This window comes from Pseudomonas sp. EYE_354 (assembly GCF_023148575.1).
Taxonomy (GTDB): Bacteria; Pseudomonadota; Gammaproteobacteria; order Pseudomonadales; family Pseudomonadaceae; genus Aquipseudomonas.
On the sequence record NZ_JAHXNQ010000017.1, the window covers coordinates 51,456 to 69,343 of the forward strand.

The 17,888-nt window shown below is 60.5% G+C and carries 17 protein-coding genes; 14 read left to right on the forward strand and 3 right to left on the reverse strand.

The features are described 5' to 3' along the window. Positions 1-98 precede the first annotated feature (98 nt). Complete coding sequence (gene prlC / locus KZX66_RS21565) at positions 99-2,150, forward strand: oligopeptidase A (RefSeq protein WP_248083295.1); 2,052 nt, start codon at positions 99-101, stop codon at positions 2,148-2,150. Next, on the forward strand, positions 2,147-2,422 hold the full coding sequence (locus KZX66_RS21570) for a YheV family putative zinc ribbon protein (protein ID WP_248083296.1): 276 nt from the start codon (positions 2,147-2,149) through the stop codon (positions 2,420-2,422). The genes prlC and KZX66_RS21570 overlap by 4 nt, the downstream gene beginning before the upstream one ends. Positions 2,423-2,451: 29 nt before the next feature. On the opposite strand, the gene KZX66_RS21575 is transcribed toward KZX66_RS21570, so the two are convergent. Continuing rightward, on the reverse strand, positions 2,452-3,108 hold the full coding sequence (locus tag KZX66_RS21575; RefSeq protein ID WP_248083297.1) for a tyrosine-protein phosphatase: 657 nt from the start codon (positions 3,106-3,108) through the stop codon (positions 2,452-2,454). 274 nt (positions 3,109-3,382) lie between these two features. On the opposite strand from KZX66_RS21575, the gene KZX66_RS21580 reads away from it, so the two are divergent. The 6 genes from KZX66_RS21580 (at position 3,383) to KZX66_RS21605 (ending at position 10,944) form a co-directional block, all read left to right on the forward strand. Continuing rightward, the gene (locus KZX66_RS21580) at positions 3,383-4,135 is read left to right on the forward strand and encodes a gluconate 2-dehydrogenase subunit 3 family protein (protein ID WP_248083298.1); all 753 of its coding nucleotides are present in this window, start codon (positions 3,383-3,385) and stop codon (positions 4,133-4,135) included. 2 nt (positions 4,136-4,137) lie between these two features. Further along, complete coding sequence (locus KZX66_RS21585; RefSeq protein WP_248083299.1) at positions 4,138-5,922, forward strand: GMC family oxidoreductase; 1,785 nt, start codon at positions 4,138-4,140, stop codon at positions 5,920-5,922. Between the two features lie 12 nt (positions 5,923-5,934). Next, on the forward strand, positions 5,935-7,233 hold the full coding sequence (locus tag KZX66_RS21590; RefSeq protein ID WP_248083300.1) for a cytochrome c: 1,299 nt from the start codon (positions 5,935-5,937) through the stop codon (positions 7,231-7,233). Positions 7,234-7,303: 70 nt separating this feature from the next. Continuing rightward, positions 7,304-8,359: a PA0069 family radical SAM protein gene (locus KZX66_RS21595; RefSeq protein WP_248083301.1), complete on the forward strand. Its 1,056-nt coding sequence runs from the start codon at positions 7,304-7,306 to the stop codon at positions 8,357-8,359. 226 nt (positions 8,360-8,585) lie between these two features. After that, positions 8,586-9,317 (forward strand): carbonic anhydrase, encoded by a 732-nt coding sequence (locus tag KZX66_RS21600; RefSeq protein WP_248083302.1) that lies wholly within the window; start codon positions 8,586-8,588, stop codon positions 9,315-9,317. 85 nt (positions 9,318-9,402) lie between these two features. Next, entirely contained in the window at positions 9,403-10,944 is a 1,542-nt protein-coding gene (locus KZX66_RS21605) for a SulP family inorganic anion transporter (RefSeq protein WP_248083303.1), read from the forward strand. Between the two features lie 67 nt (positions 10,945-11,011). Here KZX66_RS21605 and KZX66_RS21610 read toward each other — a convergent pair whose 3' ends face one another. Then, entirely contained in the window at positions 11,012-11,659 is a 648-nt protein-coding gene (locus KZX66_RS21610; RefSeq protein WP_248083304.1) for a hypothetical protein, read from the reverse strand. Positions 11,660-12,026: 367 nt separating this feature from the next. On the opposite strand from KZX66_RS21610, the gene coxB reads away from it, so the two are divergent. From coxB to KZX66_RS21630, 4 genes are read left to right on the forward strand one after another with little or no spacing between them, the layout of a single operon-like run. Next, entirely contained in the window at positions 12,027-13,154 is a 1,128-nt protein-coding gene (gene coxB / locus KZX66_RS21615) for a cytochrome c oxidase subunit II (protein ID WP_248083305.1), read from the forward strand. Positions 13,155-13,212: 58 nt separating this feature from the next. Then, on the forward strand, positions 13,213-14,802 hold the full coding sequence (ctaD, locus tag KZX66_RS21620; protein ID WP_248083306.1) for a cytochrome c oxidase subunit I: 1,590 nt from the start codon (positions 13,213-13,215) through the stop codon (positions 14,800-14,802). A gap of 48 nt (positions 14,803-14,850) precedes the next feature. After that, complete coding sequence (locus KZX66_RS21625; RefSeq protein WP_248083307.1) at positions 14,851-15,402, forward strand: cytochrome c oxidase assembly protein; 552 nt, start codon at positions 14,851-14,853, stop codon at positions 15,400-15,402. Positions 15,403-15,437: 35 nt separating this feature from the next. Further along, entirely contained in the window at positions 15,438-16,325 is an 888-nt protein-coding gene (locus KZX66_RS21630; protein ID WP_248083308.1) for a cytochrome c oxidase subunit 3, read from the forward strand. A gap of 6 nt (positions 16,326-16,331) precedes the next feature. Here KZX66_RS21630 and KZX66_RS21635 read toward each other — a convergent pair whose 3' ends face one another. Next, complete coding sequence (locus KZX66_RS21635) at positions 16,332-16,535, reverse strand: twin transmembrane helix small protein (protein WP_248083309.1); 204 nt, start codon at positions 16,533-16,535, stop codon at positions 16,332-16,334. Positions 16,536-16,571: 36 nt separating this feature from the next. Here KZX66_RS21635 and KZX66_RS21640 point away from each other — a divergent pair, with 36 nt between their 5' ends. Next, positions 16,572-17,336, forward strand: a complete 765-nt coding sequence (locus tag KZX66_RS21640; protein WP_248083310.1) for an SURF1 family protein — start codon at positions 16,572-16,574, stop codon at positions 17,334-17,336. Next, the gene (locus KZX66_RS21645) at positions 17,302-17,886 is read left to right on the forward strand and encodes a hypothetical protein (protein WP_248083311.1); all 585 of its coding nucleotides are present in this window, start codon (positions 17,302-17,304) and stop codon (positions 17,884-17,886) included. Before KZX66_RS21640 ends, KZX66_RS21645 begins: the two co-directional genes overlap by 35 nt. The last annotated feature ends 2 nt before the right edge of the window (positions 17,887-17,888 follow it).

The window sequence follows — 17,888 nt, forward strand, 5'->3', positions numbered from 1 at the left end:
AGCCTCTCTCTCTTCTGCTGATAGCTGCGGTGGGCGTTGATTGTAATTAAGATGGCCCCATCTTTGTCTTACCTGTTTCTTCAGCCAAGGTGCCAACCGTGAGCGCGAACAACCCTCTTTTGCAGTCCTACGACCTGCCGCCATTCTCGGCGATCCGTGCCGAGCACGTTCAGCCGGCCATCGAACAGATCCTCGCCGATAACCGCGTGGCCATCGAAGGCATCCTGCAAAGTCAGGGTAAAAATCCTACCTGGGCCGGGCTGGTGCTGGCCATGGACGAACTCAACGACCGCCTGGGTGCCGCCTGGAGCCCGGTCAGCCATCTCAACGCGGTGTGTAACAGTCCTGAACTGCGCGAAGCCTACGAGGCTTGTCTGCCGGCGTTGAGCGCGTACTCCACCGAGATGGGCCAGAACCGCGAGCTGTTCCAGGCCTTCGAAGCCTTGGCCAACAGCCCCGAAGCTGCCGGTTTCGATGTGGCGCAAAAAACCATCCTTGAGCATTCCCTGCGTGATTTCCGCTTGTCGGGTATCGACCTGCCGCCGGAGCAGCAGAAGCGCTACGCCGAAGTGCAGAGCAAATTGTCCGAGCTGGGCAGCAAGTTCTCCAACCAACTGTTGGACGCCACTCAGGCCTGGACCAAGCACGTCACCGATGAAGCCACCCTCGCCGGCCTGACCGACTCGGCCAAGGCGCAAATGGCCGCTGCGGCCCAGGCCAAAGGCCTTGACGGCTGGCTGATCACCCTGGAATTTCCCAGCTACTACGCCGTGATGACCTACGCCCAGGACCGTGCTCTGCGTGAGGAAATCTACGCCGCTTATTGCACCCGTGCGTCGGACCAAGGCCCCAACGCCGGTCAGAACGATAACGGCCCCGTGATGGAACAGATCCTCGACCTGCGTCAGGAACTGGCGCAATTGCTCGGTTTCGCCTCGTTCTCCGAGCTGAGTCTGGCCACCAAGATGGCCGAATCCAGCGACCAGGTGCTGAGTTTCCTACGAGACCTGGCCAAGCGCAGCAAGCCGTTTGCCGTTCAGGACCTGCAACAGCTCAAGGCCTACGCCGCCGAACAAGGGTGTGCCGATCTGCAAAGCTGGGACAGTGGTTTCTACGGCGAAAAACTGCGAGAGCAGCGCTACAGCGTGTCTCAGGAAGCCCTGCGAGCATACTTCCCGATCGACAAAGTACTGGGCGGCCTCTTCGCCATTGTGCAGCGCCTGTACGGCATCGAGATCGCCGAGCAGAAAGGCTTCGACACCTGGCACCCGGATGTTCGCCTGTTTGAAATCAAGGAGAACGGCCAGCACGTCGGCCGTTTCTTCTTCGACCTGTACGCCCGCGCCAACAAACGCGGCGGTGCCTGGATGGACGGCGCCCGCGACCGTCGCCGCACGGTCGACGGTGTACTGCAAAGCCCGGTTGCCAACCTGGTGTGCAATTTCACCCCGGCCGACAGCGGCAAGCCCGCCCTGCTGACCCACGATGAAGTCACCACGCTGTTCCACGAATTCGGCCATGGCCTGCATCACCTGCTGACCCGCGTCGAGCACGCTGGCGTGTCCGGCATCAACGGCGTGGCCTGGGATGCAGTGGAGCTGCCAAGCCAGTTCATGGAGAACTGGTGCTGGGAGCCGGAAGGTCTGGCGCTGATCTCCGGCCACTATGAAACCGGTGAGCCGTTGCCGCAGGACCTGCTGGAAAAAATGCTCGCGGCGAAGAACTTCCAGTCCGGCCTGATGATGGTCCGCCAGTTGGAGTTTTCGCTGTTTGACTTTGAGATGCACGCCACCCACGGCGACGGCCGCGCGGTGGCCCAGGTGCTGGAGGGCGTGCGGGACGAGGTCTCGGTGATGCGTCCACCCGCGTATAACCGCTTCCCCAACAGCTTTGCGCATATTTTCGCCGGGGGTTACGCGGCCGGGTACTACAGCTACAAGTGGGCCGAAGTACTGTCGGCGGATGCCTTCTCCAAATTCGAGGAAGACGGTGTACTCAATGCCGACACCGGTCGCGCCTTCCGTGAGGCGATCCTGGCGCGCGGCGGCTCCCAGGCGCCCATGGTGCTGTTCGTCGACTTCCGCGGACGCGAGCCGTCGATTGACGCACTCTTGCGCCACAGCGGCCTGAGTGAGGATGCGGCAGCATGAGTGACGCGCCTGTGGTGACCAAAAAGCAATTTATCGCCGGGGCTGTCTGCCCGGCGTGCAGCGAGCCGGACAAGCTGAAAATGTGGACCGAAGACAGCGTGCCGCACCGTGAATGCGTGGCCTGCGGCTATACCGATACCCTGAATGATCAAGGATTGTCGGTGCCCAAGGAGCTGGGGACGCGGGTCAATACCTCGGCATTGAAAGCGCCGGCTGATCCAAAGGTTCAGGCGGTGCAGTTCTTCCCCAATCCGAAGCTGAAAAAAGACTGAACGGGCGCCAACTAGGCGCCTTTGTGCGTCTACTTGGGCTCTTCGGTCTTACGGGTTGTCGAGATCCAATCCTTCATTGAGCACAGCGCAAACGCGCTGGTGCTGCAATCGCCATTGGCTAACGCGGTGCGCAATTTGTCGATATCCGCGCCCATCATGTAACGAACGTTATCCTTGAAGCCATTACTGGCGCCAAAGCCGCCCAGGGTCATTTCATTCAGGGCGTCCTCCTTGCTCCATCCCTGAATTACCACGCGATACATCGCCGCCATCAGGCCGGTGCGGTCCGAGCCATGTTTGCAGTGCATCAGCACAGGGCCGTTTGCTTCTGCGGAGCGAATTGCTCGGAGCGCCGCCAGAACGTCGGAATCATCCACATGATTGGTGCGATAACTTATCTGTACCTGCCGGATGTCGGGCGTTTTCAGCCAACCAGTGTCGGACTCCGGCAGAAAGTTGATCACGGTGGCGATCCTGAGATTTTCCAGCAACGGCACTGCGTTTCTGTCCGGCAGTGCGCTGCGGTAGAGCGTGGGCGTCATCTGATACAGGTTGTATTGGTTGCCCACGGGTTGCGCCCACTCCGGCGAGCGAAGGGAGGCACTGTCGTCCGCCTGAATACACACGGTGGTGAGCAATACGACGAGCGCCAGGGCGGTAGCTGGCAACCATTGATGCTTGGGCATGGGTGGCGTAACCAAATAGGGCATGGGTGGAGTGCGCGCAGATTGGTTTACCGGGGGTCAACGGCGCGTCAGGCAGGCGTCAAAGAATCGTGAAGACTGCGTCTTTCGTCACTGAAACGATTCGGTGGATGCTTAGCCTGCTATCATTTGTAACTATTGATTGCGGCTGCGTTCTATCCCTTTTGATCGTTCAGATTCTGCTTGCTGCGTAAACACACAAGCCACTCCATAGAAGCGGCTGAATTAACCCGTGACCACATGATGAGGTGCACCCATGTCTGACCAAGATCAAGACAACCCCCGGCGTGACTTTCTGCGCAAATCCTTGACCTTGATCCCGGTGGTCACGGTTGCCAGTACTGGCCTTGGTGGCTCGATGCTGATGGCGACGCCGCAGCCTGCCCAGGCCGCGCCTGCCACGCCGGTGACCCGCGCGAAGGCCTATGAACCGAGCTATTTCACTGCCGAGGAATGGGCGTTCATCAACGCCGCCGTCGAGCGCCTGATCCCCGCCGATGCCCAAGGCCCAGGCGCCCTGGAAGCCGGTGCGCCTGAATACATTGATCGTCAGATGAACACACCGTATGCCAGCGGCGCGCTGTGGTTCATGCAAGGTCCGTTCAACGCTGATGCCGCGCCGGAGATGGGTTGGCAGAGCAAATTGGTGCCCAAAGAGATCTACCGCCTGGGCATTGCCGCCACGGATGCTTGGTCGAAGGCGTTCAACGGTAAAGCTTTTGCTGCGCAAGACAGCGCTACCCGAGACGACATGTTGCGTCGTCTGGAGGCTGGCGGCACTGAGCTCAGCGCGCATTTCGAGGCGGTGCCGCCCAAGGTGTTCTTCAACCTGTTGTTGCAAAACACCAAGGAAGGCTTTTTTTGCGACCCGATCCACGGTGGCAATAAAGGCATGGTCGGTTGGACCATGATCGGTTTCCCCGGCGCGCGCGCCGACTTTATGGACTGGGTGGAGCGCAACGAGCAGTACCCCTTCCCGGCTGTTTCCATCCGCGGCGAGAGGGCATAAACGTGGCGACCATCATGAAAAAAGTCGATGCAGTGATCGTAGGCTTCGGTTGGACCGGCGCGATCATGGCCAAGGAACTGACGGAAGCAGGCCTCAATGTGCTGGCGCTGGAGCGCGGCCCGATGCAGGACACTTACCCGGACGGCAACTATCCCCAGGTCATCGACGAATTGACCTACAGCGTGCGCAAAAAACTCTTCCAGGACATTTCCAAAGAGACCGTGACCATCCGCCATAGCGTGAATGACGTCGCGTTGCCCAACCGTCAGCTCGGCGCCTTCCTGCCGGGCAACGGCGTCGGTGGCGCGGGTTTGCACTGGTCCGGCGTGCATTTTCGCGTGGACCCGATCGAGTTGCGCATGCGCAGCCATTACGAAGAGTGCTACGGTAAAAATTTCATTCCCAAGGACATGACCATCCAGGACTTCGGTGTCAGCTACGAAGAACTGGAGCCATTCTTTGACTACGCGGAAAAAGTCTTCGGTACCTCCGGCCAGGCCTGGACGGTGAAGGGAAAACTGGTGGGCGAAGGCCGTGGCGGCAACCCGTACGCACCGGACCGGTCCAACCCGTTTCCATTGGAATCGCAGAAAAACACCGTTTCCGCACAGTTGTTTCAGAAAGCGGCGGCTGAAGTGGGTTACAAGCCCTACAACCTGCCCTCCGCCAATACCTCGGGGCCATACACCAACCCTTACGGCGCGCAGATGGGGCCGTGCAATTTCTGCGGCTTTTGCAGCGGCTACGTGTGCTACATGTACTCCAAGGCCTCGCCGAACGTGAACATCCTGCCGGCGCTGCGTCAGGTGCCGAACTTTGAGCTGCGGCCCAATTCCCAAGTACTCAAGGTCAATCTCGACAGCACTGGTAAGAAAGCCACGGGTGTGACCTACATCGACGCCCAGGGCCGTGAGATCGAGCAACCGGCGGACTTGGTGATCCTCGCGGCGTTCCAGTTCCACAACGTGCGACTGATGCTGTTGTCGGGCATCGGCAAGCCGTACGATCCCATCACCAATGAGGGCGTGGTGGGCCGCAATTTCGCCTACCAGAACATGGCGACCATTAAGGCGTTCTTCGATAAGGACACCCACACCAATAACTTCATCGGCGCCGGCGGCAATGGCGTGGCGGTGGATGACTTCAACGCTGATAACTTTGACCACGGCCCGCACGGCTTTGTGGGCGGTTCGCCGATGTGGGTCAATCAGGCCGGCAGCCGGCCTATTGCTGGCACGTCCAACCCGCCCGGCACCCCGGCCTGGGGCAGTGCGTGGAAGCGTGCCACCGCGGATTACTACACCCATCAGGTTTCGATGGATGCCCACGGTGCTCACCAGTCCTACCGAGGTAACTACTTGGATCTGGACCCGGTGTACCGCGATGCCTACGGCCTGCCCTTGCTGCGTATGACGTTCGACTGGCAAGAAAACGACATCAAGATGAACCGCTTTATGGTCGAGAAGATGGGCAAGATCGCACAAGCGATGAACCCCAAGGCGATTGCCCTGCTCGGCAAAAAAGTCGGTGAGCACTTCAACACCGCGTCGTACCAGACCACCCACCTCAACGGTGGCGCGATCATGGGCACCGACCCGAAAACCAGTGCATTGAACCGCTACCTGCAGAGCTGGGATGTACACAACGTGTTTGTCCCCGGCGCGTCCGCGTTCCCACAGGGCCTGGGCTACAACCCGACCGGCCTGGTGGCGGCGCTGACCTATTGGTCGGCGCGAGCCATCCGCGAGCAGTACCTGAAGAACCCCGGCCCGCTGGTTCAGGCATAAGGAGCGATGACCATGAAAACACTTGTTATCGCCACCTTTGCTCTGCTCAGCAGTTGCTCGATCAGCGCCGCTGAAGCTGATGTGATCAAACAGGGCGAATACCTGGCGCGCGCCGGCGATTGCGTGGCCTGCCACACCGCCAAAGACGGCAAACCCTTCGCCGGCGGCTTGCCGATGGAAACCCCGATCGGCGTGATTTACTCCACCAACATCACGCCAGACAAAACCGGGCTGGGCGACTACAGCTTCGACGATTTCGACAAGGCCGTGCGCCATGGCGTCGCCAAGAACGGTAGTACGCTTTACCCGGCGATGCCGTACCCGTCCTATGCGCGTGTCAGCGACAGCGATATGCAAGCGCTGTACGCGTACTTTATGAAAGGGGTGGAACCGGTCGCCCAGGAGAACAAAGACAGCGACATTCCGTGGCCGTTGAGCATGCGCTGGCCGCTGGCGGCGTGGCGCTGGATGTTCGCGCCTGAGGTGGCGGCTAAACCGGCAGCGGCGGACGCCGACCCGGTGATCAGCCGCGGCGCCTACTTGGTAGAAGGCCTCGGCCACTGCGGCGCGTGCCATACGCCGCGTGCCCTGACCATGCAGGAAAAGGCCTTGAGCGCTGCCGATGGCGCTGCCTTCCTGTCCGGCAGTGCGCCGTTGGAGGGTTGGATCGCGAAAAGCCTGCGCGGCGACCACAAGGACGGTCTCGGCAGTTGGAGCGAGGAGCAGTTGGTGCAATTTCTCAAGACCGGCCGCAGCGATCGCAGTGCGGTGTTTGGCGGCATGAGCGATGTGGTCGTGCACAGCATGCAGTACATGTCGGACACCGACCTGACCGCTATCGCCCGTTACCTCAAAAGCCTGCCGGCGGTGGATCCCAAGGACCAACCGCATCAATACGATAAACAGGTGGCTGAAGCACTGTGGAACGGCGACGACCGTCAGCGAGGGGCCTCGGTGTACATCGACAACTGTGCAGCCTGCCATCGCACCGACGGCCATGGCTATACACGGGTGTTCCCGGCGCTGGCGGGCAACCCGGTGCTGCAGACGGCGGATGCCACGTCGTTGATCAACATCGTGTTGAATGGCGGCACCTTGCCGGCCACCCGCACCGCGCCGTCCACCTTCACCATGCCGGCGTTCGCCTGGCGGCTGTCGGACCAGGAAGTGGCGGATGTGGTGAGCTTCATCAGGGGCAGTTGGGGCAACCAAGGTGCGCCGGTAAACGCCAGTGAAGTGGCGGACCTGCGCAAGAATGATCTGCACACCACCTCGGGCGATGACTTGGGGCAGGTGACGCAAAAGCACTGACCGCCAAACGGCACTGGCAAGAAGCCCTGCGCCTCGATACTGTATATAAAAACAGTATAGAGGCGCTTTTATGTCTAATCCGCCGCTCCGAGGCCGGGGCACTGGCACCCATCTGCACAACCGCTTTGCGCCCACGGTCAGCGTGGTCGAGGATGACGGCTGGTTCCAGGAAGTGCCGCCGACCCAGGGCACCGAAGTGCGCATCGAAACGGCCAAGACCATCATCACCCGCAATAACTCGCCGGATCTGCCGTTCGATCGCTCAATCAACCCTTATCGTGGCTGCGAGCATGGCTGTATCTACTGCTATGCGCGCCCCAGTCATGCTTATTGGGACCTGTCGCCGGGGCTCGATTTCGAGACCAAACTGATCGCCAAAAGCAACGCAGCCGACGTGCTGGAACAGCAATTGTCAAAACCGGGGTATGTATGTGCGCCGATCAATCTGGGTTCAAACACCGATCCGTACCAACCCATCGAGCGTGAGTACAAGATTACCCGGCAAACCCTGCAAGTGCTGCTGCGCTACCGGCACCCGGTGACCATCATCACCAAAGGCTCGTTGATCCTGCGCGACCTCGACCTGCTGGCCGAACTGGCGAGCCAGCGCCTGGTGGCGGTGATGATCAGCCTCACCAGCCTGGACGATGAGCTCAAGCGCATTCTGGAGCCGCGCACGGCTGCGCCCAAGGCACGGTTGCGGGCGATTCGGGTGATGCGCGAGGCGGGAATTCCAGTGGGCGTGTTGTGTTCGCCCATGATCCCGATGATCAATGACAGCGAGTTGGAGAGCCTGCTGACGGAGGCCCACGCCGCAGGTGCGCAAAGCGCTGCCTACATGATGCTGCGTCTGCCGCTGGAGGTGGCGCCCTTGTTCGAGGAGTGGCTGGCGGCGCATTACCCGCAGCGTGCTGCCCATGTGATGAGCCTGGTACGGCAGGTGCGCGGCGGTGAGGTCTATGACAGCCGCTTTGGCGTGCGCATGCGCGGCGAAGGGCCGTTTGCTGATCTGCTGGCCCAGCGTTTCAGCAAGGCGATCAAACGCTTGGGGCTCAATCGTCGCGACGGGTTCAACCTGGATTGCACGGCATTCTGTCCACCGGGCAGGCAGATGGCGTTGTTGTAGACTGAGCAGGAACAGTGCGTCACTTCTGTAGGAATAGTCGCGTTTTGATATCACTGAAACCCCCGATCTAGAGCGGTTCATTCAGTTTGAGTTAAGTTTCGGCCGCTACCTTGATCAGCGAATGACTGATGAGTCGGGGTCTGGCTTTTGGGGTGACACAACTATTTCACTGGCCGGGCGTCGAACTGACTTGAACACTCCCCTGCACTAACCAAGAGGATGAATCATGAGTGATAAGGATAAACAGCCGTTGGCTGCGTCGGCTTCAGCCCCTGAGGTGGCGGAGTCCGCCGATGCAGCGCTAAAGCACATCGTTGACGGTTTTTTGCATTTCCATCACGACGTCTTCCCCCAGCAGGAAGAGCTCTTCAAGAAACTCGCGACGGCCCAGAGCCCACGGGCGATGTTCATTACCTGCGCCGATTCGCGCATCGTGCCGGAACTGATCACCCAGAGTTCCCCTGGCGACCTGTTCGTAACCCGTAACGTCGGCAACGTCGTACCGCCCTACGGCCAGATGAACGGCGGCGTGTCCACCGCCATCGAGTACGCGGTACTGGCCCTGGGGGTGCAGCACATCATCGTCTGCGGGCACTCCGATTGCGGCGCCATGCGCGCGGTACTCAACCCGGACAGCCTGGAAAAAATGCCGACGGTCAAAGCCTGGTTGCGCCATGCCGAGGTCGCCAAGACCATGGTTCATGACAACTGCGACTGCGCCAACGAAGGCGAGAGCATGCAGGTGCTCACCGAAGAAAACGTCATCGCCCAGTTGCAACATTTGCGCACCCACCCTTCCGTGGCTTCGCGCATGGCCAATGGTCATTTGTTTATCCATGGTTGGATCTACAACATCGAGACCAGCGAAATACGGGCCTACGATGCCGATAAAGCGGCGTTCCGACCGCTGAACGGCAACGAGCCGATTCCTTCAGCGACGCCTAAAGCGCGCTTCTAAAACACTTCCCTGCCGGGTAATGCGGTGGCTGCCATGGACGCAGCCAGGCTTTACCGCGCCCGGCGAATGCCTCGGGAGAGTCATCATGCGTGCTGCTCAATTGAAAGCTGTATTGCCACGAGAGCTGCTCGCCTCGGTGGTCGTGTTTCTGGTCGCCTTGCCACTGTGCATGGGGATCGCCATCGCTTCCGGCATGCCGCCGGCCAAGGGCCTGATCACCGGCATTATCGGTGGCCTGGTGGTGGGCTGGTTGGCGGGTTCGCCGCTGCAGGTCAGCGGCCCGGCGGCGGGTTTGGCGGTGTTGGTGTTCGAGCTGGTGCGCCAGCACGGCATGCTGATGCTGGGGCCGATCCTGCTGCTGGCGGGTTTTCTGCAACTGGTCGCCGGGCGATTGCGCCTCGGGTGCTGGTTCCGTGTGACGGCGCCGGCGGTGGTGTACGGCATGCTGGCGGGGATCGGCGTGCTGATTGTGCTGTCGCAGATCCATGTGATGCTCGACGGCGCACCCAAGCCTTCGGGGCTGGATAACCTGGCGGGCTTCCCGGCCGCTTTGGCCAACGCGGTCCCGGCCCTTGGTGGCGGTCTCGGCTGGCAAGCCGGTCTGCTCGGGTTATCGACAATGCTGGTGATGTACCTGTGGGATAAATTTCGCCCGCAGGGGCTGCGATTCGTGCCGGGCGCGTTGCTCGGCGTTGGCTTGGCCACGGTCACCAGCCTGGTGCTGGCGTTGCAGGTCAAGCGTGTGGAGGTGCCGGAAAACTTATCCGACGCCATCGATTGGCTGCGTCCCAGCGACTTGTTGAACCTGGCCGACCCTCAACTGCTGATCGCCGCGTTCGCCGTGGCGTTCATCGCCAGCGCCGAAACCCTGCTCTCCGCCGCGGCTGTCGACCGTATGCACAGCGGCCAGCGCTCCGATTTTGATAAGGAACTGTCCGCCCAGGGTGTCGGCAATATGCTCTGCGGTCTGGTCGGCGCCCTGCCGATGACCGGCGTGATCGTGCGCAGCTCGGCTAATGTGCAGGCCGGCGCTACCACGCGTTTATCGGCGATGTTCCATGGCGTGTGGTTGCTGGGCTTTGTGCTGCTGCTGTCGAGCGTGCTGCAGAGCATTCCGGTGGCGAGCCTGGCCGGCGTGCTGGTGTACACGGGCATCAAGCTGGTGGACATCAAGGCGTTTAAAGCCTTGGGGCGCTACGGTCGGATGCCGATGTTTACCTATGCGGCCACGGCGTTGGCGATCATCTTTACCGACTTGCTGACTGGTGTATTGGTGGGCTTTGGCTTGACGCTGGTGAAGCTCGCATTCAAGGCTTCACGTTTGAAAGTCAGCCTGATCGATTTGCCTCAGGACGGTGAAATGGAGCTGCGGTTGACCGGTGCGGCGACGTTTCTCAAAGTGCCGGCCTTGACCCAGGTGCTGTCGACGGTGCCTGCGGGGACTACCGTGCATGTGCCGTTGAGCAACCTGAGCTATATCGACCATTCCTGCCTGGAACTGCTGGAGGAATGGGGGCGGGCCAATGCGGCCAAGGGCTCGAAGCTGGTGATTGAGGCGCGCGGGTTGAAGCGTCGGTTGGAAGGGCGGATTCGCACGACGACCGGGATAGGCTCGGCGGCCGTCTGAAACCCGCTTAATCGTGTGGGAGCCGGGCATGCCCGGCTCCCACAGTGTTGCGCGTCAGTTCAAGGATTCAGGCCGGCTGAACCAGCGCCAGCTCAACCCCCAGCTTCCTCGACAGGCACGGCCAGCGCTTCCACGCGGCTTCGGTGTTCGGGCTCTTTAGCGTTTCGCGGTAGGTCTCGACCGACTCCAGCGCAAAGCTCTCCTCGTTGAGCATCTCATCCACGGCCAGATGCACCGCCTCGTCCAACTGATTGGCGAAGTCTTCACCGATCAATTGGTGAGCGATCACATTGGCTACGGTGGTATCCGCCGGAATCAACGGCTGGCCGAAATGCTTGATATACAGATCGTTCACTTCCTCCACCAGACGATGGGCCAGGTAGGCCTCGTCCAGCAAACCGTCGAGCCCTTCGTGGCCCGCCAGAATCGCGGGCGGTTGCAGGAAGAAGTGCTCGGCAATTTTCAGTACCGGCTTGACCTGGCTTTCGATCCCGGCTTCGCGCGCCACGTCATTGGCGGCGTCGAGCAAATCCGGGACTAGGTCGATGTAGGCGCTGACAAAGCGGGTCATCACGATGTTGCGGTCACCGTCAGCCAGGGAAATGGCCGAATGCAGATGCGGCAATTGTTTTTCCAATTGCTGGGCAAGCTGGCCCGTTGTGGCTTCGTGTTGATGGGCACGGGAAATCTGCTCGCGCAATGCGGCGGTGTTCATGGAGGCTCCAATGGTGCAGGCGTAGGAAAAGGGAAAGATCAAGGTAACGCGTTTATACGAGCGGCTAAGACGCATTTGTCATAATTATTTCATGGTTATGCGCGGGCGTTATATCGAATTGCCATCGTTCGTCGGAAAAACGATTCCGCACCCTGTTTCATTAGTCCTCGCCGGTCTTTTCAGCTCATTTGCCCCTACACATTGCGGGGTTGCAAGGCGTGTCTATACTCGGGTTTGTACGCGATTAGCTGATGACGCCAGACTGCATAAGCAGGCAAGGCTAAGCGGTTGTAAGCAGTATGGAAGCCGCTCCCTTCGACGCAGGTGCAAACCGGCGGGATAACAAGAACGATAAGGGGAACCCGCAATGATGCGACATCCACACGTTTGGATGGGCCTCCTGTTGTGGTCGGTATTCGGCCAGGCACATGCCGCCTGGACAACGAATATGGCGCCAGGGGCGACAGAAGTCAGTCACGCTGTGTTCGACCTGCACATGACCATTTTCTGGATCTGTGTGGTGATCGGCATCATCGTGTTTGGCGCTATGTTCTGGTCGATGATGGTGCACCGACGCTCCACGGGCCAGGTGGCCGCCAAGTTCCACGAGAGCACCACCGTAGAAATCCTCTGGACCATCGTGCCGTTGCTGATCCTGATCGCCATGGCGATTCCGGCGACCAAGACCTTGATCAACATCTACGACAGCAGTGAGTCGGATATCGATATCCAGGTCACCGGTTACCAGTGGAAATGGCACTACAAATACCTGGGCCAGGACGTGGAGTTTTTCAGCAACCTGGCCACGCCTGCCGAACAGATCCATAACCAGGCCACCAAAGGCGAACACTACCTGCTGGAAGTGGATGAGCCGCTGGTATTGCCGGTGGGCGCCAAAGTGCGCTTCCTGGTCACCGCCGCCGACGTAATCCACTCCTGGTGGGTGCCGGCCTTCGCGGTCAAGCGCGACGCCATCCCTGGTTTCGTCAACGAGGCCTGGACCCGCGTCGAGAAGCCCGGCATCTACCGTGGCCAATGTGCCGAGTTGTGCGGCAAAGACCACGGCTTTATGCCCATCGTGGTCGAGGTCAAGTCCAAAGCCGATTACGACACCTGGCTCGGTGAGCGCAAGGCGCAGGCCGCCCAGCTCAAGGAGCTGACGTCCAAAGAGTGGACCCTTGAAGAGCTGGTGGCCCGTGGCGACAAGGTCTACCACACCACTTGCGTGGCCTGTCACCAGGCCGAGGGCCAGGGGCTGCCGCCGATGTTCCCGGCGCTCAAGGGCTCCAAAATCGCCACCGGGCCTGCCGCCGATCACTTGAGCATCGTCTATCACGGCAAGCCGGGCACCGCGATGGCAGCGTTCGGCAAGCAGCTCTCGGAGGTGGATATCGCCGCCGTGGTGACCTACGAGCGCAACGCGTGGGGCAACAACAAAGGCGACATGGTCACGCCTAAAGACGTGTTGGCCATCAAGCAGGCGGAAAGCAAATGAGCCACTTCATTGCCAATGCGCTGACCCGCCCCGCCCATTCGTTTGCAGGAGAACGGCCATGAGCGCTGTGATCGATGACCATGGCCACGCCAGTGACCATGCCCACGGCCCCGCGAAGGGTTTGATGCGCTGGGTGCTGACCACCAACCACAAAGACATCGGCACGATGTACCTGTGGTTCGCGTTCGCGATGTTTCTGCTCGGCGGTTCGTTTGCCATGGTGATCCGCGCCGAGCTGTTCCAGCCCGGTCTGCAGATCGTGCAACCGGCGTTCTTCAACCAGATGACCACCATGCACGGGTTGATCATGGTGTTCGGCGCGGTGATGCCGGCGTTTGTCGGCCTGGCCAACTGGATGATCCCGCTGATGATCGGCGCGCCCGATATGGCCCTGCCGCGCATGAACAACTTCAGTTTCTGGCTGCTGCCGGCGGCGTTCCTGCTGCTGGTCTCGACCCTGTTCACGCCGGGCGGCGGGCCGAACTTCGGCTGGACCTTCTACGCGCCGCTGTCCACCACATACGCCCCGGAAAGCGTGACGTTCTTTATCTTTGCCATCCACTTGATGGGCATCAGTTCGATCATGGGCGCGATCAACGTGGTCGCGACCATCCTCAACCTGCGTGCGCCCGGCATGACCCTGATGAAAATGCCGCTGTTCGTGTGGACGTGGCTGATCACCGCGTTCCTGCTGATCGCAGTGATGCCCGTATTGGCCGGTTGCGTGACCATGATGCTGATGGACATTCACTTCGGCACCAGCTTTTTCAGTGCCGCAGGCGGCGGTGACCCGGTGCTGTTCCAGCATGTGTTCTGGTTCTTTGGTCACCCGGAGGTGTACATCATGATCCTGCCGGCCTTCGGCGCCGTCAGTTCGATCATCCCGACCTTCTCGCGCAAGCCACTGTTCGGCTACACCTCGATGGTTTACGCCACGGCGAGCATCGCGTTCCTGTCGTTTATCGTGTGGGCGCACCACATGTTCGTGGTCGGTATCCCGCTGGTAGGTGAGCTGTTCTTCATGTACGCCACGCTGCTGATCGCCGTGCCGACGGGGGTGAAGGTCTTCAACTGGGTCAGCACCATGTGGCAGGGCTCGCTGACCTTCGAAACGCCGATGCTGTTTGCGGTGGCCTTTGTGATTCTGTTCACCATCGGCGGTTTTTCCGGGCTGATGCTGGCGATTGCCCCGGCGGACTTCCAGTACCACGACACCTACTTTGTGGTGGCGCACTTCCATTACGTACTGGTGCCCGGCGCGATCTTCGGCATCTTCGCATCGGCCTACTACTGGCTGCCGAAATGGACCGGTCACATGTACGACGAAACCTTGGGCAAGCTGCACTTCTGGCTGTCTTTCGTGGGCATGAACATGGCGTTCTTCCCCATGCACTTCGTCGGCTTGGCCGGCATGCCTCGGCGGGTGCCCGACTACAACCTGCAGTTCGCGGACTTCAACATGGTCTCGTCGATTGGCGCGTTTATGTTTGGCGCTACGCAGATCTTCTTCCTGTTTATCGTCATCAAGTGCATCCGCGGCGGCCAACCCGCCCCGGCCAAGCCATGGGATGGGGCTGAAGGCCTGGAGTGGAGCGTCCCTTCCCCTGCGCCGTACCACACCTTCACCACGCCGCCGGAGGTCAAATGAACGCCTGGGGCGCCAAGCCCGCTCCCGCCACTGTCTCGGGTGATCGCCATGGCTGACTCCGTGCCGCTCAAGCGCCTGGTCACCCGCCTGCTGATCCTGGTGCTGGCGATGTTCGCTTTCGGCTTCGCCTTGGTGCCGATCTATGACGTGATGTGCAAGGCATTCGGCATCAACGGCAAGACCGCCGGGCAGTACGAGGGATCGCAGGTGGTGGATGCGTCACGCCAGGTGCGCGTGCAGTTTTTGTCCACTAATGCCATCGACATGGTCTGGGACTTTTATGCCAAGGCTGACGAGGTGGTGGTCAATCCTGGCGCGGTGACCGAGATGCTGTTCGTGGCCCACAACCCGACCGATAAACCGATGACCGCCCAGGCCGTGCCAAGCATTTCGCCGGCCGAGGCGGCGATGTACTTCCACAAGACCGAGTGTTTTTGCTTCACCCAGCAAGTGTTGCAGCCAGGCGAGCGTATTGAGATGCCGGTGCGCTTCATCGTCGACCGGGACATGCCCAAGGATGTGAAGCATCTGACCCTGGCGTACACGCTGTTTGACATCACTGCGCGCCAACCGCCCGTGGCTGCCCGTTCTGGCGGCTAGCTACTGTTTGCCCGCTCAATCAGGAGAGCGAATACATGTCGACTCATGATACGTACTACGTACCAGCGCAAAGCAAATGGCCAATAATTGCCACGTTTGGCCTGCTGATCACTGTGTATGGCCTGGGGCTGTGGTTCAACGACCTGAAGGCCGCGCGCCCGGAATCCCACGGACCGTGGATCTTTTTCGTCGGTGGGTTGTTGCTGGCCTACATGATGTTCGGCTGGTTTGGTGCGGTGATCAAAGAAAGCCGAGCCGGTTTGTACAGCTCACAAATGGACCGCTCCTTTCGCTGGGGCATGACCTGGTTCATCTTTTCTGAAGTGATGTTCTTTATCGCGTTCTTTGGTGCGCTGTTTTATGTGCGTACCTGGTCGGGCCCCTGGCTGGCGGGTGAAGGCCCCAAAGGCATCGCGCATATGCTGTGGCCGAACTTCGAATATGCCTGGCCATTGCTCAACAATCCGGACCCCAAACTCTATCCGGCACCCAAGGGCACCATCAGTCCGTGGGGCTTGCCGCTGGTCAATACCATCCTGCTGGTGAGTTCCAGCGTGACCATCACCATTGCCCACCATGCATTGCGCAAGGGGCATCGCGGTGCGTTGAAGATCTGGTTGGCGATCACCGTGCTGCTGGGCCTGGCGTTTCTCGGGTTTCAGGCCGAGGAGTACATCCATGCCTATAAAGAGCTGGGGCTCACGCTGGGCTCCGGTGTATACGGCGCAACCTTTTTCATGCTCACCGGTTTCCACGGCGCCCACGTGACCATCGGTACGATCATTTTATTTGTGATGCTGATGCGCATCCTGCGCGGGCACTTCAATGCCGAGCACCAGTTCGGGTTCGAGGCGGCCAGTTGGTATTGGCACTTTGTGGATGTGGTGTGGATCGGGTTGTTTTTCTTCGTGTACGTGCTGTGAGGGTTATTACCACGGCGCGTGAGACACCAACTGGCCGCTGAAAAAACCCCAGCTGATCAACGCCAGGGTGATCACCGCCAGTACGACACGTACGGTCAAGGCAGTGACGAGGCGATTGGAGTGGCCCTCGTCCTTGACCAGAAAGAACAAGCCACTGAACAGGCTCACGACAGTCGCGATCAGCATCAGGGCAATGGCTGCTTTGAGCATGGTCTGGCTCCTGGGCTTTTATGGAGGGGGCGGGCAATGAAAACAAGTATAGCCAGCGCCATAAAACAGTTTCGCCCCGGCATTGCGCCAACCGTGGTGGTGATGGTGCTGCTGCCGTTGATGGTGGGTTTGGGGTTCTGGCAGCTGTCGCGCGGGCATCAAAAGCAGGTGATGCTCGACAGCTATGCCGAACGCCGCGCGGCCGCGCCGATGCGCAGTGAGCAGCTCGATGGCACGGTGGATCCGGCGTTTCGCCGCGTGCATCTGCGCGGGCAGTTCGACGTCGATCACAGCGTGCTGCTGGACAACCGCATGCGCGACGGCAAGGCCGGTGTTGAGTTGCTGCAACCCTTTCATGACCAGGCCAGCGGCCTGTGGCTGTTGCTTAACCGTGGCTGGCTGCCCTGGCCGGATCGCCGCATTCCGCCGGCCTTCACCACCCCTGAGCCGCCGTTGAACCTCGACGCCTGGGTGTACGTCGCCCCCGGCGAGACCTTCCAGCTGCATGCCGACCCGGCCGATGCGCCCTGGCCGCGCTTACTCACCGCAGTGCACCCCGCCGCCTTATGGACTGAGCTGGGCCGCAGCGGCTTTGCCTACGAGTTGCGTGCCGAGGGCGGCCCCGGTACGTACGACACCACCTGGCCGGTGGTCGCCATGGGCCCGGAAAAACACCAGGCCTACGCCGTGCAATGGTTCGCCATGGCGCTGGCGTTGCTCGCGCTTTACCTCTACCTCGGATGGCACAACACAAAGGAGAAGCCCCATGGGAGCGGCCACCAATCCACTCAACATGTCTGACCTGCCTGATCGGCGCAAAGGCCGCTGGCAACTGCTGCTGATCCTGCTGATGGTGATCGGCCCGATGGTGCTGGCGACGTTTATGTACAAGCTGCAGTTCTGGGTGCCGGACAGCCGCAGCTACCATGGCGAAATGATCGGCAACGGCCAGACCCGTGCCGATATTGGCGTGCAGGCCGATGAGCAGCGCTGGCAGTTGCTGGTCACCGCGCCCACTGCGTGTGCGGCCGATTGTCAGCAACTGGTGTACCTCGCGCGGCAGTTGCAGATCGGTTTGGGGCGCGACGCTTCACGGGCCAGTCATGCCCTGGCCAGTGCGCAGCCGGTTGGCGCCGACTACGAGGCCAAGTTGAAAACCGAATACCCCCAATTGCAGCGTTATTCGCTGGATGCTTCGACCTTCACTAAGAACGCCGCCGCACCGGGCGAGGCGCAGCTGTGGATCGTTGACCCCCACGGCAACCTGGTGCTGCGCTACGACGCCAAGGTCAAGGGCAAGGACTTGCTCAACGACCTGCGCCACCTGCTGAAACTGTCGAATATCGGATAAGG

What these genes read in the sequence shown, in the direction of transcription:
- KZX66_RS21570 (WP_248083296.1), top strand. Translation starts at nt 2,147, where the DNA reads ATGAGTGACGCGCCTGTGGTGACCAAAAAGCAATTTATCGCCGGGGCT.
- KZX66_RS21575 (WP_248083297.1), bottom strand. Translation starts at nt 3,108, where the DNA reads ATGCCCAAGCATCAATGGTTGCCAGCTACCGCCCTGGCGCTCGTCGTA.
- KZX66_RS21580 (WP_248083298.1), top strand. Translation starts at nt 3,383, where the DNA reads ATGTCTGACCAAGATCAAGACAACCCCCGGCGTGACTTTCTGCGCAAA.
- KZX66_RS21590 (WP_248083300.1), top strand. Translation starts at nt 5,935, where the DNA reads ATGAAAACACTTGTTATCGCCACCTTTGCTCTGCTCAGCAGTTGCTCG.
- KZX66_RS21595 (WP_248083301.1), top strand. Translation starts at nt 7,304, where the DNA reads ATGTCTAATCCGCCGCTCCGAGGCCGGGGCACTGGCACCCATCTGCAC.
- KZX66_RS21600 (WP_248083302.1), top strand. Translation starts at nt 8,586, where the DNA reads ATGAGTGATAAGGATAAACAGCCGTTGGCTGCGTCGGCTTCAGCCCCT.
- KZX66_RS21605 (WP_248083303.1), top strand. Translation starts at nt 9,403, where the DNA reads ATGCGTGCTGCTCAATTGAAAGCTGTATTGCCACGAGAGCTGCTCGCC.
- KZX66_RS21610 (WP_248083304.1), bottom strand. Translation starts at nt 11,659, where the DNA reads ATGAACACCGCCGCATTGCGCGAGCAGATTTCCCGTGCCCATCAACAC.
- coxB (WP_248083305.1), top strand. Translation starts at nt 12,027, where the DNA reads ATGATGCGACATCCACACGTTTGGATGGGCCTCCTGTTGTGGTCGGTA.
- ctaD (WP_248083306.1), top strand. Translation starts at nt 13,213, where the DNA reads ATGAGCGCTGTGATCGATGACCATGGCCACGCCAGTGACCATGCCCAC.
- KZX66_RS21625 (WP_248083307.1), top strand. Translation starts at nt 14,851, where the DNA reads ATGGCTGACTCCGTGCCGCTCAAGCGCCTGGTCACCCGCCTGCTGATC.
- KZX66_RS21630 (WP_248083308.1), top strand. Translation starts at nt 15,438, where the DNA reads ATGTCGACTCATGATACGTACTACGTACCAGCGCAAAGCAAATGGCCA.
- KZX66_RS21635 (WP_248083309.1), bottom strand. Translation starts at nt 16,535, where the DNA reads ATGCTCAAAGCAGCCATTGCCCTGATGCTGATCGCGACTGTCGTGAGC.
- KZX66_RS21640 (WP_248083310.1), top strand. Translation starts at nt 16,572, where the DNA reads ATGAAAACAAGTATAGCCAGCGCCATAAAACAGTTTCGCCCCGGCATT.
- KZX66_RS21645 (WP_248083311.1), top strand. Translation starts at nt 17,302, where the DNA reads ATGGGAGCGGCCACCAATCCACTCAACATGTCTGACCTGCCTGATCGG.